Here is a 16,353-nt window from a genome sequence, read left to right as displayed (position 1 = left end):
GGATGACAATGAAATGGTGCGTGGCGATGCGCCGATGTGAGCTTTGCTGCGTCCTGGAACCAGCAGCCAATCCACTGCGCCGCGTTTGTGGGGAAGTCTGATCCCTAATCTGCTTCGTCGGTTGTAAAAACTCTCCAGTAAATCGCGATCTGGGTCATCCCAGGCAAATTCGTCTGTTGTCACAACGTTTTCTGTCGAAAGGTACACCGTCCCTAAGGGAATGCCTGACCGAGCGCACCTTTGGATGATTCCCATAAGAGCTCCGGAGGCATTTTTGTCAGCACAACAGCGGCAAGCTGTCGTTGATGCAGGGCGCAGGCGTTTGACTGCAAACGCGTCAACTGTCCGATCGGACAGGTGACGTACTTTAGCGCGACTGCAACTATCCTTTTCTTGGGAATGATGGGGATCGCGCGATGATAACTGCCCATGTCGTCAATGCGCACAACAAGCATCTCTACGAAAACGAATTCGACGAGTTTTTGCGTCGCCGGCACGATTTCTTCGTGCATCAGAAGCGCTGGCGCCCTCCAAGTCCAGATGGTCGTGAGCGAGACCAGTTCGATACGGACGCGGCGACCTATCTGCTGGGTCTCGAAGACGGTCGCGTGGTGACCTCGGCTCGATTGATCCCAACAAGCGAGCCGCACATGGTCTCGGAGGTCTTTTCTCACATGTGCGAAAGATCAGGTGTTCCGAGACGTCCCGACTGGGCCGAATGGACACGCACCTTCGTGGTGCCCGATAAACGCTCGATCGGCTTGCGGGGTACGCTGACGCAGCTGTGCTGCGCGGTGATGGAGTACGCGCTTGACGAGGGCTTCAGCGCGGTGGGCGGCGTCCAGGAAACCTACTTCATGCCCCACCATGGTGCACTGAAGTGGCGGGCCGAGCCCCTTGGCATGGCCCGCGAAGAAAACGGCGAATGGTACATCGTCGCCTACATCGAGGTGAACGAAGCAGCGCTCAAGAGTGTCCGCAAGATCCTTGGCATCGATCATTCACTGCTGGTACGGCGCGGGATACAGCCGCGCTTTCTTGAAGGAGCAAAAAGCACGGTCCAGGCGGCTGAATAAGTTTGGGGAGTATGTAAGTGCGAGTGTCCGGGCCTACTATCTGTCTAACGTACTTCGTTGTCGCGCTTGGCTTGAGCGTGGGTTCAACCGCCCACAGCTTCGCTCAGGCAACAGGGGAAACAGTGCAGGACAGCAGCGTGCTATCCGGCAAATGGACATATCGAAGCTTTCACAACAATCCTGCTCTGGTCACCGCCGACCCCAAAACCGCATTAACTTTATTTTTTGCAGAGGCGGTTTTTTCATTTGATGTCAAACCGGACAATTCGCTCACAGGAACGATTGACTGGAGCGGTGGCGGATTAGACCTACAAGGAACCGTCCAGCCTCCAACATCGGCGGCGCCATTGACGGTTCAAATCGTTGGCCATGGTCGGGCGGGCACACAGACCGAGCACTGGGAATACGACTATTCCGGCTATCTGGCTCCATCATGGTCAAACGGTGTTGGACAGGTTCCAGCACTCGTTGGGAGTGTTCTGAGAGCAAAACCGCACGACGGTGCGCCTGCAGGGTACGTCGCTTCCTTCGTAGCCGTCAAACAATGAATCCCCCCGCGAATCATACGCGTTGGCGAATCCCGAGCACGCGGGCTGGACGGGCGATTTCCTGTGCACAGACGAGTGCAGTGAGATTTTTTTCTGCCCTGGAAAACAAATGCTGCCCGGAGTGAAGACTAGGTTCTTCAAGGAGGATACTGCAATGAGATATTCGAAGCTGTCGATCGTCACTAGCCTCGTAGCATCGCTTGTATCAACAACCACATTGGCCGCAGACAGTATCGGACTGGTTCCGGGTTCGTTCGCCGCGACCTATGTTCCCACGAGTACGGGCTGCTCTTCACTTCTGGTGACCGGCCAATTCCTCGCGCCGACCCCCGGGTATCAGTTGAATGTTACCAAGGCCGGAGCTCAGGATAATCCGCTCGTCCTCCAGTTGGAGCTGGCAGCAGTACCGCCAGCGGGACAGGTGACGCAGGTCTTGACCCTTTCACCGGTCCAATACGCTGATCTAAATTACCACGATTGTCACTACGGCGTGGCCGTAAGCTATGGCAAGCAGCGAATAGTTGTAGGTCTAAGTCCGGCCGGCACTGAAGATCGGTAGGGCAGCGTCGGCAGCGAAGTCCAGCCTATACGTACAAAATGGGTCCAAGTCAGCAAGTCTTGCAGAACGGAATGATGCCTTGAAACGCCTTTTGACCCTTGCACTTGGTGTTGGCATGGTCCTGTGGCCGGCGATGGCCGCAGAACTTGTCCAACCTCCAATCTGCTCCGTGGCAACGGCAGGCGTATCCTCCCTTGGCGACAAGTGTACCGTCTCAACTCAGACCGACGGCCGTCATCGGGTGAAGGTCACTCTGACAGCGGAGACGCATGAAATCGAGGTCGGAGGCTACAAAGTCACCACTGAAAATTACAACGACAGCTATTTGACGCCAGTTATCGAAGTAGAGCCGGGTGATACCGTCGCTGCTCACCTCGAGAATCTCTTGGCACCTCGTGTGCACGACGGCATGTCCCACGGAGACGAAGACGAAAACCCGACCAATCTTCACTACTTTCATGGAGGGATTGTATCGCCCAACAATGCGAGACCTAAGCCCGCCGAGCTAGGAACCGGGGACAACGTCTACGTGCATTTGAAGGCTGGCCGCGACGCAAAGGGAAACCCGAACAGTTTCGACCTCGATGTCCCAATACCCGGCGAAGGAATGCTCGATGCTCGAGTCCTAGAAGGTAAAGGAGGCTACATTGCTCACCCATCTGGTCTCGACTGGTACCACTCTCATATGCACGGAATTTCATCCGACCAGGTTATGGGCGGCATGTCCGGCCTACTTTCGGTCGGCGATGCGACCGCTAACGTCAAGGCAGGCTGCCGGCAGGATCCGGTCGACCCTTCCAAATGCCTCAATGACGTTGCCAAGGACACGGCCGACTTGAGGCGTGAAACGAATGTCCGATACGCTCTCCTTCGGGACATTCCACTGCGGAAAATCAGCAAGCTTCCAGAAGAAGCCGATGGCCACGCGACGGCTGAATGGGACCCCACTGCCCGCGATTTTCCGCCGAAGAGGGCACCGGGTGCCAAGTGCGGGGTTTGGAAAGAGGGAAAACTGGACACGGACGACTTGTCAATTCGAGCCGGCTTCTGCCAACTCGACCAAAACTCGGCGTGGCTATTCACTCTGAACGGGCAACGTTTTCCGACGGTTAAGATAGAAGGCGGGAAAAACCTTCTGCTTCGATTGGGTAATCTCAGCGCGAATGTGGGCTACTGGTTGGAGTTACGGAACGAGGTCGACGGAACGGTTCTACCACTAACAATACTGGGTCTCGACGGGGTGGTCCCGGCAAGGCCGGTGCTGCCAGAGCAGAAAGACAAACCAATCCAGGCAAACAATCTAGATAACCTATTGTTGATGCCTGCTTCGCGCGCTGAGATCTACATCCGCAATGACCAGAAATTGCATGATAAGTCTCAAAAATATATTCTTAGCACTCGGGGACTCGATGCGGGAACAGACAAGTGGCCGGCGATTCGGCTTGCAAGGATTGAGTTAGAGCCGAACACCGCTGCAAGCCCTATTAGAGTTGCGTTGAACGCTTCCGTCGAGGCTTTCCCAAATCTCATTCAGGTTCAGCCGCCTGTTGCCGAACGAGCGGAGCTACCGGATGGCTGCGTCCGGGATTTGGATCCGGCCTTCCACGAATACCGCCGCGTGACTTTCATCGACGGGGGGCAAACATCTACCGGCATGAAAACGGATTGGAGCATGCTAACTCAAATCGTGCGCCCCCGGGACGGACCGGATTTGCAGGACGAGGCGGACTACAACCCCGACGATCCAAGCAAAACGACCGTAGGATATGATGCGAAACAGCAGGCTGAAATAGCTGTTCCGTTCGAAGACTATGTGCAAGAGGATGGAACCGTTGATTGGACAAAGAGGCACGTTTGCATCTTCATAGATCATGGGAGCCATGATGGGAGTCACAAACAATTGTGGGTTCTTTATAATGCAACAAACGTCTTACACAATTTCCACATCCATCAGATTAAGTTTCGCCTGGCAACGCGAAAAGAACTTGCCGAGACTTATCATATTAAGCCGCCTGAGCAATCGGATTCTTGCGGAAAAACGCCAGAAAAATGTGTGATACCTAATATCAAGTTCTACGAGGAGAAAGAGATTGATCCTGCCGATCCCGGTGCGACACCTCTCTGGCACGATACCATTCCGCTGCCGGCCCTCAGCACGGTTTTTATAGTAATGAGCTTCGATGCCACGCAGCAGATCGGAAGGTTTGTTTTTCACTGCCATATCCTCAAGCATGAGGACGGTGGGCTGATGGCTCCCATTGAAGTGTGGGAGCCAACGGTAGGAGCAATGGCGCAATAGCGAAGATTCCAACAAGGGAGGAAGTGAAATGAGAACATTTTTGGCAAGTTCTTCGGTATTTGGCCTGGCACTGAGCGCGATTGTCGTAGCTGGGGGTGCAAGCTTTGCAGCTGATACCCATGCTGTTGCGACTAAGAGAGTTGCGTGGAGCTATAACGGACAGGCTTCGACGCCGACCGCACCACTCATCGTCGATGATCTCAAGATAGGAGACATCGTTGAAATCCAGATTGACGGGCCAATCCCCCACGGATTTGTCACAATAAAAACTACGGATGGATCTTCCACAGAGGCCAAGGATCTTGTCTGGGCCTGCGGTCAAGACAAAGGGCCAAACGCGGTCCTCCGTGAAACAGATTGCGGGGCTGCGAGTCAATTCGGCGTTCAATTCAAGGGGAAAATGCGACTGGAGGTACTGGACACCTTTAAGGACCCAGTCGATTTTTGGTGCGTGATACACCTCGCTGGTATGCGGGGAACGCTCAAGCTCAAGCCGTGAACTAACAGCTGACGTCTCCGTTCATATGGTCAGCGGTTTGCCCATCATTGCCCCTCTTCATGAAGCATACCAAGCAAAGGTACGGCGGCTCGTTCGGCGGGCTGACAAGCACCATCGTTGCATGGGGCACAGATCGCCGTTTGAAGGAAATGTCCATGCCAAAATACATTCGCACCCTGATGCTTGCTACGCTGATCGGAGGCATGTTTGTTGATGAGGCATTCGCACATGCGCGCCTTACGTCCGCAATCCCTGCTGAAGGCAGCATAGTGGCAATTGCGCCGAACGAACTCGACCTGAGCTTTTCTGAGGACGTGGATCTAAAGTTTACTGGCGTATTGCTCATCGGGGCCGACAATAGGACGGTGGCGACGGGCCCCGCCTCTTTTGGTGCTGGCAACGCTGCAAGCCTAGTCGTTCCAATATCTCGGGCGCTTGACGCGGGTACGTATACCGTCGATTGGCACGCCCTGTCGGCGGATGGCCACAAAGCCAAAGGCAGCTACAGTTTTATCGTGAGGCCCTGATGGGCCCAGACTTTGCCCTGGCCGCATGCACGTTCCTACGGGATACGTTTGCGATGCTGCTTTGGGGAACCTTCGCATATCTATCAATTGTTGTTCCGAGTGAACTGGCGCGCGACATTCAACGGCGCCTGCAACATTTCCGGATCATAGCCACCGGGGTAGTTGCGACATCGACGATCGCCGCGCTCCCCTTGGAGGCCGGATCAATCGGTGACGGCTGGATAGATGTATTCAATCGATCAATGATCTTGGAAGTATTGTTTCAAAGCACCGTAGGCCACGCCTGGCTGGTGCAGGCCGTTACTGTTCTATCGTTGGTCGCGGCGCTCGTCATTCCGTCAACATGCCGTCAGACGTGGACAGCGCTAGCAGCCAGCCTCGTTCTTGCGGGTTTCACGTTGACGGGCCATGCCGCCATGCAGCAAGGCTGGATTGGTGTAGGGCATCGACTAAACGATGCCTTCCATGTTCTGTCGTGTGGCGCATGGCTGGGCTCTCTGGTGCCACTTCTGTTGATTCTTTTGGCTTTGAACGATCCGAAGAAGCGGATATCCGCTGGTTTGGCGCTGCGACGTTTTTCCAAGGTGGGACATGTGGTGGTTGCGTTGGTGCTTGCCACGGGCGTAATCAATACCTTTTTGACACTTGGAGAGTGGCCGACCAACTGGTCCTCGCCCTATCAGGCGATGCTGGCCACCAAGATGGTATTGGTCCTCTTGATGGTCAGTCTTGCAATCCTCAACCGATACAGATTCGTCCCACAGATTTCATTTCAAAGGTCTAAAAGCCTGCGCGCCATTCGAATTGGAACTATGACCGAAATTACTCTGTCGGTTGGCGTCATTGCTCTTGTCTCGATATTTGGAATGCTGGAGCCGACTTAGTGGATTGCGCTGGATTCACTGTTTTCCGTAGGAGGGGCCGATGTTATTGTCATTTATGCGAGCAAGCGCCCGAGTGGCATTGATGCTGACGATGTCAATGTCTGCTGCATTTGCACAATGTGATTTCGACCTATTCCGAGGGCCAGAAGCAGGGCTTGGTGCGGGGGCGCCATTGGCGGAGCCACCTGGTGGAGGGGATGGTAGTCTGGCGCAGGGTACAACCTTTCCCGACATATCGAAGCCTCCGTACAATGTATTCCGCCGCCTTGATACCGTGGTAAAAGGAACAACCAGATACTGCACCGCTCAATTTGTTGGGCGTGGAGACATACTGCTTACGGCCGCCCATTGCGTTCGAGACAATGGAGACGGCACTTGGGTCGGAGATTTTCAGCTCCGTCATCTCGGAAATGCCGAAAATGAAGCTCCGCTGACCAATCCAAAATGTATCGCAACTCCCAGGGGATGGGTTAAGCCCTTGCCCGAGGGTTTTGGGGGACGCTTTTTTTGGCCAGATGATTACGCCCTCGTTGTTTTACCCTCAGTGACATCAGACAACTTTCTTCAGTTGGGAAATGAAATCGATGCACCCGCGGACGTATTTGCTTATGGATTACCCGTTGGTCTGGGCCATCATCGAAAGCTCGTTGAAATTACCGGACAGGCAGCTCGCGACAAAGATTTCGCGACCTTGGGGGTGATGACCAATAAGCAATCCGACGCAAGGCTGGGTATGAGCGGTGGCGCTTGGGTGACTCGCATTGGTCCTGTTTTAGACAAAACCTCGAATTTTGTTATCGGTTTGTCTTCGACTGGGTCCGACGACAGCGGGACGTTCTTACTTGCGGGACCATACTTCGATCACTGTGCGGCAGAGATGATGAGGTTTATTGAACAAGAATGTCGCTAGGAGGATAGATCGAACTCATAGCGGGTTTGCCGCCTCCATGAATTGACACGCGGTGAGAAGGAAAGAAAGGATAGGCCAGTGGCTCGAGCCAGGCAGGCCCGGCGAAGTTTCTATTCAAACAGACGAACGCAATGTTGGTCATACCAGATGAAGCCTTTGTCAGATCACATGCTCAGGGCGTTTAGGGAATAAAGGGAAGGCAAGTCACTACGTCTGAACGACAACCAGGCCGACGCGCTGCAGACGCGCCGTGGCTACGCCGCGAGTGCCTCTGAGTAAGCCGTGACCTCGGAAAACAATCGTGAGAGCGCGGCTTGTCGTGCCGCACGATCGAGGGCGTACGATGTACGCGTAAAGCGCATTCCATCCAGAAGTCCATTGATGTATCCCGCAATCGTATCAGCCGCCATGATCAGCGCGGTATCAACGGTATGGATGTATCGGCTCGTCACTGTGCCACGCGAATGACCGAGCAGAGCCGCAACGGTAGCTTCTGTGAAACCAAGGTCGTTGGCGATGCTGGCGAAGCTGTGGCGAAGCACGTGGGGCGTTATGTCCTCGAGTGTGGTCCCCTTGAGAACCTTCTTCCAATATTTAGGGAAGCCAACCAGCGGCTTCCCCTCGACCGTGCCCGGAAAGACGAAGGTGTCTTGCTCATCCCTGCTTAGATCATCCGTCATGTCCAGGACCGGCAGTCCGACAGGCCTTACAGAGGCCCCTTCCTTGCTGTCCTCGAAGCGAAGGCAGCTGTTTTCAAGATCGACCTCGGTCCACTTCAGGCTGACTATCTCGCTCCGCCGGCAGCCCGTGAGGGCAAGGAACCGTATGACGGCGAGAGAGGTACCCAAAGCGCCATTCTCCGCTGCCTTCCGTAGAATCGCTCCCAGTTCTCGATACTCCTGCTCCGTGAGACGGCGATCCTTGACGCGATCAGCTTGCTTCCGGACGCCGTGGGCTGGGTTTTTCTCGATGATTCCCTGCTCTATCGCGTAGGTGAAAATGCCACCTAGCAAACCTAACGCACGAGCGGCTGTTCCGGCCCCACCACGAACAATCGCGCGACCTCGCGCCTTGGTCTTTACGTTGGCCTTGGTCCGTCCGGCCGTGACGTCCCGGACGAAGCGGTTGACGTCGGTTAAAGCGATGTCCTTAACGCGACGGGTGCCCAGAAGCGGGACGATGTGACGGCGGATCCGGCTCTTGTCGATCGTCAATGTCGATACCTTTTTAGGCCGACGTCCCTTGCCCAGGATCAAGCCCATGTCAGCATCTTCAAGATATCGCTCACAAAGTTCCTTGACGGTGATCGCCTGATGATCGAGGCGCCGTTCCTCGGACGGGTTTTCACCTTGGGCGATTCTTCCCAGGAGTATGCGCGCTTCACGACGGGCGGTTTCGGGTGTCCACACGCCGTGAAGCCCAATCGTATAGCGGCGGGTACGGCCGGCGGCGCGGTACTGGACGAGGTAGCTTCGTTTTCCAGACCGAAACATGCGTAGTCCGAACCCCGGCAACTCGTCATCCCACATGAAATAATCCGCATCGCGTACTTCGGCAGCATCGACAACGCGCTTTGTCAGCCTGGCCATGAGTTGCCCTTCCTGCACCTCTCGCCTGCTTCCGCGGAAGCACCACGGAAGCAGGCGAGAGAAAATCTCGACCTGTGATAGCCTACAAAATTCGGCGCCTGTGTCAAAATAAATGCGTAGAATCAAATGGATAGAGAGCTACGGCGTGCAAAGAGAAACGCGAAGGAAAGCCCGAAAAAATTCCTCCGAAGGCAGAGGTCACAGGTTCGAATCCTGTCGGGTGCGCCAATTTCGCTAAATATTTCAGTTAGTTACGTCTGGATACAAGTCGCTTGGTCAGATGCGGCGCAATCTACGCGTAAGCGTCAGCCCTGTGTTCGGTGCCCTGTGGCGGCCCGGAAAGGGGCGCGATTTCAACTTTAATGCAGCATATACGGCCAGGTTCGTGTCAAAGCCTGAACGTCATTTGGATGGGGGACGATTGACCGCTGCCCACATGGGCAGCACTCCACGAACGGCCGATGTTGGCCGAGAAGCGGACCGTCCGCTCTTCATATTCACTCTCGAGAAGCTGCCCTTCTGTACAGCTTGATCTCAGCCGGAACGTGCGCTCCAGCCGGCTGTCGTGCAATTCCCGGCAAGGTCGGCGGCGGGGCCACGGTGCCGCTTTGTCAGCGCTAGCGTTTTCAGCTTGAGCTCAAATCATGCCCTGCGGATGCACCGTGAGGGCCAACCCGCACCAGATCACCGGTACATACAGCGGCTACTTGGGTTTCTCCTCAAGCTTTTCATCCCCGAAAGAATTGCCTCCCAGGTGCGGCTCGATATCCGAAGCTTGACGATTCTATCCCAAATCCTTCTCACGTCCGTACCCTCAGCGCCCGCTCCAATCTGTCGGCAATCTGGGTGACGATATAGGCAATCACCATGTAGATCACGACGGCAATCACGAAGGCTTCGAGGTAGTAGTAGTTCAGCGCGGCGGTCAACTGGGACTGGGCGAAGATATCGACAACCTCGATGGCGAATCCGAGAGAAAGCGCCTTCATGATGACCATCATCGAGGTTGTGAGGTCGGGAATTGCCGTGAGAACCACCTGGGGAAATAGGATCCGTCGGAACAGTTGGCCGTTTGTATAGCCCAACGAATGGGCGGCATCCGACTGACCGGTGTCAAAGGCGTTCAGGGCTCCCTTGATAATCTCCGATTGGAACGCGGCGACACAGCCGGTAATCGCAACGACAAGGATGACCCAATTGGGGGTTTCGTGGGCGTTGAAGTTGATCCCCAGCAACGAGAACAGGAACTGGAATGCGGGCGGCAGACCGAAATAGGCGAGGAAAATCACGATGACCATCGGAACGCCCTTGAAGACGATCTTGTAGGTCATGATGAGCTCTCGCAGCACCGGCACCCGTCTGTATTCGACAAGCGCGAATATGCTGCCGACTATCGTCGACAGGACGAAAATCATGAGCGCCATTCCAATCGTAACGGGTACGGCACTCAGAATTTCCTGCGTGTCCTGGAGCAAAATATCGGTATCAAACATGGTTGAATACCCTTACGTCAGACGCTCGCGAGGAGCTCGTTCTTGATCGGAGTTGTTGTCGTCGCCTCAGGCGCTTGCATTGGCGAGCGAAGCTCGAAGAAGCGCACGATGAGCCATGCGACCAGGCACATCAGCGAATAGATGACCGCCAGGACGAGGTAGGTTTCGAACTGGAACTGGTTGTAGTCGCGCTCCATGATCAGGTGCGCAGTCGCCATGACGTCGGCCGCCCCGATGTACATGACCAGCGCAACGTTGTGGATCAGGTAGATGACGGAGTTCCCGTAGCCCGGCAATGCGAAGTGCACCGCTTGCGGGCCGACGACACGACGAATTTTCTGCCGGAACGTATATCCAAGGCTATCGGCCGCATCGTGCTGGCCGCGATCGACGGCAAGATATGCAGGTCGCATGACTTCTGACAGATAGCCGCCGTGGTAGAGGCTCAACCCCACCATGGCAGCCATCGTCGCTGAAATAAAATCTTTGGCGCCGAACAGGATCACCAACAGCGGAAGCCCATAAAACGCGACGAACAACTGCAGGACGACAGGAACACTCCGCGCATAGGACACGTAGAGGTCCACCAGGTGACTGATCACCGGCACCCTGCGAACCCGGAGTGTTGTCGCGATGAGAGCCAGGCAGAACCCGGAAATGAGGGCTGTAAACGTGATGGCGAGCGTCAGCGGCAGTGCCGAGAGCAACTCGGGAATCATAGCAGATACATCCACTTTGAAACGCTCCTTCTTGCAATTCAGCCTTGCCGCTGACTAGCGAGTATGACGGTCGACGGCTGTGCTATTTCATGTATTGGACGATGCCTTCGCCGAACCATTTCTGCGAGAGCTTTTCGATCGTGCCGTCGTCTTTCAATTCCTTGAGAACCTTGTTCACATCGTCGGCTAGAACCTTGTTCTCGTCCGAGTTGTGAATAAGCATGTAGGTGTTGTTGCTGAACACTGGTTCGGACGCCACGATATCGAGTTTCTTTTGCTCGATGACGGTCTGCTCACCGAGGTTGGACGGCAGGACGAGAGCGTCGAATTTGCCGTTCTGAACTTCGTCCAGCCGGTTCGGGTAGGGAATACCGGCACTCGATGCCGTGACGTCGAGCTTGTATTGCGGGTTTTCTTTCTGCCAATTCATGATGAACTTGTAGGTTCCACCGCCGGCCGTGGTCGGAACGATCCTCTTGCCGACCAGGTCTTTCATTTCCTTGATGCCGCTGTCTTTCTTGCTGTAGATCTTCATCAGGCTGGCGCCCATGGGATTTTCCGGAATGAGGAACTGCTTGGAGCGCTCGGGCGACTTGTAGTAGCCACCGACTGCGATGTCGTATTTGCCCGTGGCAAGGCCAGTTTCCTGGGCAATGTCGGAGACGCCTTCCATTTCGAACTTGTACTGCGGCAGCTTTGCGTTGATCGCCTTCAGAAGATCGGGCTCATAGCCTTGCGGCTCGACGCCGATCGCGCCCCACGCCAGCGGCTTGGATTCGGCAGACGTCGCGATCTTGATCGTCCTGACCGTTTCACCATGACTGATCCCCACGGTTGCAAGGGCGATTGCAATGCCGCCGGCAACAGCCAAGGCAGCGCGGCGGGACAAACTGGATGTGATTGCAGACATTTCTTAGGTTCCCTTCTTGTTGAGTTGTTGAGCTATTGAAAAGCGAGTTCCGACTGCAGGAATTGAGCAAGGCGTGGGCTGGAAGGTGCATCGAAGATCTCAGCCGGGCTGCCATCGGCGGCAACCACGCCACGATCCATGAAGACGATTCGGTTCGAGATGTTCCTTGCGAATTGCATCTCGTGGGTCACAAGCAGCGAAGTGATCCCTGACGAGGTGACATCCTTGATCACCTTCAAGACTTCACCGACGAGTTCGGGATCCAGCGATGACGTAGGCTCGTCGAAGAGTATCACGTCGGGACGAACCGCCAGGGCGCGTGCGATGCCGGTGCGCTGGAGCTGGCCGCCCGACAGCTGGGAGGGGTAGCTGTCTCGCTTCGGGGTGAGGCCGACCCGCTCGAGCTCCCGCAGGGCGATCTCCCGCGCCTCGTCCGTGGACTTGCGCTGCACGACGACCAGCGGATCCATCACGTTCTGCAGGACCGTCATGTTCTTGAAGACGTTGAACTGCTGAAAGACCATCGCTGTCCGGAGCCGGATCGCCTGGACAGCGGCCTTGTCGGCACGTTGGTAATCCATCCGAATCTGATCGAACGCGATTGTTCCTGACGACGGCTTGGCCAGGTAGTTGATGCATTTCAGCAACGTGGTCTTGCCGGTGCCGCTGGGGCCGATGATCGACACCACGTCCCCCCGCTTTACCGAGAGATTGACGCCGTTCAGAACCTGCGTGCTTCCGTAAGACAGCTTTACATCTTTAAGTTCAAGCATTGCTGGTGGCCCTTCGGAAAGTGTGGGACGGACTGCTTTGACTGTTTGCGATATCATCACCCGCTCTCCGCATGGCCGAGAACGTGCATCAGCCGGTTTGCCCAGCCGAAGATCGATATGGCGTGGATCAGGTCGATGATCTCGGCATCGTCCATGCCGACAGATCGAAGCGCGACGATATCGTCTGCCGTCGCTTCCGACGGCGCCGCCGACAGGCGCCGAGCAAAGCTGTAAATTGCCGCATCGCGTGGGCCGAGCGCTTCGGGTTTGTCGAGATACAGCGCCGTGACCACTTCGTCGCTTTTGGTCAGCTCCGCATGCCTGCGTGCGTGAACGACGGCACAGAATTTGCAGCCATTGACCATCGAGGCACCCAATGCACCAAGCTCGCGGTCAGGGCGGGCAAGCCCGCCTTCGACATACATGATTGCGTTGAACAAAATGGTGCGGGCAAGGTAGCTCTCTGGATCATGCGCAAGGGTGCGCACATATTCCGAAACTTTCTTGGCTGATGGCGTGACCTTCATCGCATCGAGCTGTTCCGGTGTGGCCTCGGAAAGCTCGACCGGCGCTATGTACGGATGCCAATTCAATGGCTTCAGGCGCACCGCGGAAATCATGCCGACCTCAACAATCGCAGGCCGGTCGCCACCCGGGTCTGGAAATTGACGAAGGCGATGAGCTCGGAAAGGGCGACGATCTGAGGATTGTTCAATCCGGCTTGGGCGAGCAGGGCGATGTGGCCCGCTTCCGCCTTCTTCGGTGTCAGCGTAATCATGTCCACATGACGTGCGATGGTCGCCAATGGCTCTTCCAGATCCGTTTCCCTCTGGGCTACGGCCAGAAGCTGCTCAGTCGGATCGAGCTGAGCCAGCTGCACATCATATTCGGCCATCAGCACCGGATCGGCATTCAGAGCGGCCATGCGACGGGCCAGAGCAACCCGCAAATTGGGCGCAAGCCCTTGGTCGTTTGCTGGCTGCAGGACGGAGAGGCGACATTCTTCGGCCCCCTCCACAAATTCAGGCCGAAACCGACGTGCGGCGAAAAGGGCATCGTCCGGTGATAGACCGGCGGCCTTGTCCATTGCGTCGATCACAGCGCGGCCTCCTTGTGCAACAAGGGTGTTGAATCGACCCATTCGTCGCCCAGAAGTTCGGGCGTGTCGTAGGCGATCAGATTGGCGAAGTGGGTTTCAACATCTTCGGCAAACAGCGAGGCGGCGATGCCGCGGACCAGACGGTCGGCACCGGCGCTGACGGCCGGTATATCGCCGGAAACCTTGCCGTGGGTCAGCATGGCGGCGTCGTTGAAGCAGTGGATATGCGACAGCATCGGGCAGGAACCGGGAACGCGTTCGCGAAATTCGAAGGCGGGACCAAGATCCGGCGCGTCCGACATGCCTGCACGCGGCGGCCCCATATCCGGCGTATATCGGCCGTCAGACCAAGTGCGGATGTATGGGGCGATTGCCGCAAATTCCGGGCGGTCGCTGAAGTCGTTTGAAAAGCCCGTTGCCGCGATCAGGAAGTCGTAGCGCATCGGCCCCTGCGTGGTTTCGATCAGCAGGCCTCCCGCATCTTCTCTTACCGCGACGATGCCGCAATCGAGAAAGAACCGAGCATTCGCGTGGCGAGACACGCGAAGCGTCGATGAACGTGGCGGCGGCGTCTGGGTTGAGGCGGTGTAGTCGAAGAACTTCCACTTCCAATCATCGGGCAATTCATGCATGCCGAGTACAACACCCGGGCTGCCGATGCCGGTCAGCTTGTTGATGCGCGGCATCTCCTTGCGTCGGATCAACATGTCGACAGAGCCGGCGCCCGCCTCGAGTGCGGTCGCGGCATTGTCCATGGAAGAGGCACCGGCGCCGATAACTGCCACACGCTTACCTTTCAGCGCGTCGAAATCGATGTCGTCGGCAGAATGGGCCCAATAGGCGCGATCGATCCCGTTGAGGAAATCGGGCACGGCAAAACCGCCCAGACCGGAGCGACCGGTGGCCAGAACGAGATGACGGGTGAGAACCCGGCCGGATTCCGCGCCTTCGATATCGATCGCAATCAAATCACCAACGGGTGCGACACCGGTCATGCGCACGCCGTTGCGCACTGGCAGACCAAGCACCTTTCGGTACCAGACCAGGTAATCCATCCACTGGCCCTTGGGAATTTTGTCCAGCGACTGCCAGGCGTCGACGCCCCACTGCCCCGTGAACCAGGCGCGGAACGTCAATTGCGGCAGGCCAAGCGACGGACCGTTGAGGGTCTTCGGCGACCGGAGCGTTTGCATGCGGGCAAACGTCACCCATGGCCCTTCGAGCCCGGCCGGAGCCGCATCATAGGCGACGACATTGGTTATCCCGGTCAGCACAAGCTTTGCCGTGGCAGCAAGTCCGCACATGCCGGCGCCGATCACCACGACGTCACGGACAGGCATGCCATCGTGCGACCGCGCGGGAACCCATGGTTTGGCGGGCAGTTCGAGAAAGTCGAGATCCTGCGCAAGCTGTGCTTCGAGCGCGGCAAGACCTGTCGAAATTGGCGCGGTGGGGGTATGCTTCATATTCCCGTTCCGTGATTTGTGCCGGATGCAGGATCGGTCACCAATTGGCCAGCGAGGGTCGGATCGAGCTTCTTGAAGCCGACGATCGAGCGTTCAGCCACCGCCTCGACCGCATCCATCAACGCCTGCGCGACTGGACGAAGGGGGCGTTTTTCGGCAGCCACAACGCCCCAATAAAAAAGAACGGTCGCGTCGATCGGGCGGATGGCGACCCCAGGCAAGGCCACGCCATAGGCGGTGAGGGGATCGATGACAGCGGCAACGCCGGTCCGGCGCACAAGCTGCAACGCGCCATAGGCAGTATTCGTCCGGATCACTGGCCCGGTGTCGATGCCCCTGGCCGCCAATGCCTTGGAGACATGCAACTGAAAACGCAGCGGATTGAGCAACGTGGCGACGCGTCGACCGGCAAAGGCCGAAAGCGGGATGACATCAAGTTCAGCTAGCGGATCGTCCTCTCGCACGGCCGCAACATCAGGTGCCGAATAGAGCCGCAGCACATCCAGACCAGGCGTATCGAGCGGCAGGCTTGAAAAGCCGATCTCGGCACGTCCGCTGCGCACCTCCAGGGCGACGATCGAAGGAAGAAACTGCCCGAGATGCGTCTCGTGCGGAAGCTCGGCACCCTGGAGCTCGGCCAGGGCCGTCGGGATCAAGCCGGTGCCGATCGCCGAGGTTGTGACAATCTGCAGGATCCGCCCCCGGCCGGCGGCGATCATCTTCGCCCGTGCCGCGAGTTCGGTGAAAGACATCAGCAAGCGCCGGGCTTCTTCTTCGAATGCCACACCTTCCTCGGACAACTGCACCCGTCGGCCGATCCGATGCAGCAATTCGAAGCCAAGTTCGGCCTCGAGCTCCTGAACGGTGCGTGTCACCGAAGGTTGGGAACGCCCGAGCATGTCAGCCGCCTTGGTAATGCTGCCGCTGGCAGCAACCGCAAGGAAGGTCTGAAGGTCCCGGGTTTCCATGTTCTCCCTACATGCGTAATTCGTATGATTGACA

The 16,353-nt window shown here is 56.7% G+C and carries 16 protein-coding genes; 7 read left to right on the top strand and 9 right to left on the bottom strand.

The window, feature by feature from the left end:
* Positions 1-416 precede the first annotated feature (416 nt).
* The 7 genes from NKH42_RS00910 (at position 417) to NKH42_RS00880 (ending at position 7,302) form a co-directional block, all read left to right on the top strand.
* Positions 417-1,076, top strand: a complete 660-nt coding sequence (locus NKH42_RS00910) for an acyl-homoserine-lactone synthase (RefSeq protein ID WP_352973770.1) — start codon at positions 417-419, stop codon at positions 1,074-1,076.
* Between the two features lie 122 nt (positions 1,077-1,198).
* Positions 1,199-1,624 (top strand): hypothetical protein, encoded by a 426-nt coding sequence (locus tag NKH42_RS00905; RefSeq protein WP_352973768.1) that lies wholly within the window; start codon positions 1,199-1,201, stop codon positions 1,622-1,624.
* Positions 1,625-2,262: 638 nt separating this feature from the next.
* Entirely contained in the window at positions 2,263-4,482 is a 2,220-nt protein-coding gene (locus NKH42_RS00900) for a multicopper oxidase domain-containing protein (protein WP_352973767.1), read from the top strand.
* Between the two features lie 28 nt (positions 4,483-4,510).
* Entirely contained in the window at positions 4,511-4,981 is a 471-nt protein-coding gene (locus NKH42_RS00895; protein WP_352973765.1) for a hypothetical protein, read from the top strand.
* A 59-nt stretch (positions 4,982-5,040) separates the two neighbouring features.
* A complete protein-coding gene (copC, locus tag NKH42_RS00890) occupies positions 5,041-5,508 on the top strand; it encodes a copper homeostasis periplasmic binding protein CopC (RefSeq protein WP_352973764.1) in 468 nt (155 codons plus the stop codon).
* Entirely contained in the window at positions 5,508-6,392 is an 885-nt protein-coding gene (copD, locus tag NKH42_RS00885; protein ID WP_352973762.1) for a copper homeostasis membrane protein CopD, read from the top strand. The genes copC and copD overlap by 1 nt, the downstream gene beginning before the upstream one ends.
* A 40-nt stretch (positions 6,393-6,432) precedes the next feature.
* A complete protein-coding gene (locus NKH42_RS00880; protein WP_352973760.1) occupies positions 6,433-7,302 on the top strand; it encodes a trypsin-like serine peptidase in 870 nt (289 codons plus the stop codon).
* A gap of 254 nt (positions 7,303-7,556) precedes the next feature.
* On the opposite strand, the gene NKH42_RS00875 is transcribed toward NKH42_RS00880, so the two are convergent.
* The 9 genes from NKH42_RS00875 to NKH42_RS00835 form a co-directional block, all read right to left on the bottom strand.
* Positions 7,557-8,891: a tyrosine-type recombinase/integrase gene (locus tag NKH42_RS00875; protein WP_352973757.1), complete on the bottom strand. Its 1,335-nt coding sequence runs from the start codon at positions 8,889-8,891 to the stop codon at positions 7,557-7,559.
* 800 nt (positions 8,892-9,691) lie between these two features.
* A complete protein-coding gene (locus NKH42_RS00870) occupies positions 9,692-10,384 on the bottom strand; it encodes an amino acid ABC transporter permease (protein ID WP_352973754.1) in 693 nt (230 codons plus the stop codon).
* Between the two features lie 17 nt (positions 10,385-10,401).
* Positions 10,402-11,118 carry an amino acid ABC transporter permease gene (locus tag NKH42_RS00865; RefSeq protein ID WP_352973752.1) on the bottom strand — a complete coding sequence of 239 codons (717 nt, stop codon included), beginning with the start codon at positions 11,116-11,118 and terminating at the stop codon, positions 10,402-10,404.
* A 67-nt stretch (positions 11,119-11,185) separates the two neighbouring features.
* Positions 11,186-12,013 carry a transporter substrate-binding domain-containing protein gene (locus NKH42_RS00860; protein WP_352973749.1) on the bottom strand — a complete coding sequence of 276 codons (828 nt, stop codon included), beginning with the start codon at positions 12,011-12,013 and terminating at the stop codon, positions 11,186-11,188.
* A 32-nt stretch (positions 12,014-12,045) separates the two neighbouring features.
* Positions 12,046-12,786: an amino acid ABC transporter ATP-binding protein gene (locus NKH42_RS00855; RefSeq protein ID WP_352973747.1), complete on the bottom strand. Its 741-nt coding sequence runs from the start codon at positions 12,784-12,786 to the stop codon at positions 12,046-12,048.
* Between the two features lie 56 nt (positions 12,787-12,842).
* A complete protein-coding gene (locus NKH42_RS00850) occupies positions 12,843-13,406 on the bottom strand; it encodes a peroxidase-related enzyme (protein ID WP_352973744.1) in 564 nt (187 codons plus the stop codon).
* Positions 13,403-13,885, bottom strand: a complete 483-nt coding sequence (locus NKH42_RS00845) for a CMD domain-containing protein (protein ID WP_352973742.1) — start codon at positions 13,883-13,885, stop codon at positions 13,403-13,405. Before NKH42_RS00845 ends, NKH42_RS00850 begins: the two co-directional genes overlap by 4 nt.
* The gene (locus NKH42_RS00840) at positions 13,882-15,351 is read right to left on the bottom strand and encodes an NAD(P)-binding domain-containing protein (RefSeq protein ID WP_352973740.1); all 1,470 of its coding nucleotides are present in this window, start codon (positions 15,349-15,351) and stop codon (positions 13,882-13,884) included. Before NKH42_RS00840 ends, NKH42_RS00845 begins: the two co-directional genes overlap by 4 nt.
* Positions 15,348-16,319 (bottom strand): LysR family transcriptional regulator, encoded by a 972-nt coding sequence (locus tag NKH42_RS00835; protein WP_352973739.1) that lies wholly within the window; start codon positions 16,317-16,319, stop codon positions 15,348-15,350. Before NKH42_RS00835 ends, NKH42_RS00840 begins: the two co-directional genes overlap by 4 nt.
* Between the last annotated feature and the right edge of the window lie 34 nt (positions 16,320-16,353).

The sequence above is a fragment of the Mesorhizobium sp. M1142 genome (assembly GCF_040318565.1).
Classification (GTDB): domain Bacteria; phylum Pseudomonadota; class Alphaproteobacteria; order Rhizobiales; family Rhizobiaceae; genus Mesorhizobium.
This window is presented reverse-complemented; position numbering and strand designations above follow the sequence as displayed.

Excerpts from the sequence above, each read along its gene's own strand:
- NKH42_RS00910 (WP_352973770.1), top strand. The coding sequence starts at position 417 with ATGATAACTGCCCATGTCGTCAATGCGCACAACAAGCATCTCTACGAA.
- NKH42_RS00895 (WP_352973765.1), top strand. The coding sequence starts at position 4,511 with ATGAGAACATTTTTGGCAAGTTCTTCGGTATTTGGCCTGGCACTGAGC.
- copC (WP_352973764.1), top strand. The coding sequence starts at position 5,041 with ATGAAGCATACCAAGCAAAGGTACGGCGGCTCGTTCGGCGGGCTGACA.
- copD (WP_352973762.1), top strand. The coding sequence starts at position 5,508 with ATGGGCCCAGACTTTGCCCTGGCCGCATGCACGTTCCTACGGGATACG.
- NKH42_RS00880 (WP_352973760.1), top strand. The coding sequence starts at position 6,433 with ATGTTATTGTCATTTATGCGAGCAAGCGCCCGAGTGGCATTGATGCTG.
- NKH42_RS00875 (WP_352973757.1), bottom strand. The coding sequence starts at position 8,891 with ATGGCCAGGCTGACAAAGCGCGTTGTCGATGCTGCCGAAGTACGCGAT.
- NKH42_RS00870 (WP_352973754.1), bottom strand. The coding sequence starts at position 10,384 with ATGTTTGATACCGATATTTTGCTCCAGGACACGCAGGAAATTCTGAGT.
- NKH42_RS00860 (WP_352973749.1), bottom strand. The coding sequence starts at position 12,013 with ATGTCTGCAATCACATCCAGTTTGTCCCGCCGCGCTGCCTTGGCTGTT.
- NKH42_RS00855 (WP_352973747.1), bottom strand. The coding sequence starts at position 12,786 with ATGCTTGAACTTAAAGATGTAAAGCTGTCTTACGGAAGCACGCAGGTT.
- NKH42_RS00850 (WP_352973744.1), bottom strand. The coding sequence starts at position 13,406 with ATGATTTCCGCGGTGCGCCTGAAGCCATTGAATTGGCATCCGTACATA.
- NKH42_RS00840 (WP_352973740.1), bottom strand. The coding sequence starts at position 15,351 with ATGAAGCATACCCCCACCGCGCCAATTTCGACAGGTCTTGCCGCGCTC.
- NKH42_RS00835 (WP_352973739.1), bottom strand. The coding sequence starts at position 16,319 with ATGGAAACCCGGGACCTTCAGACCTTCCTTGCGGTTGCTGCCAGCGGC.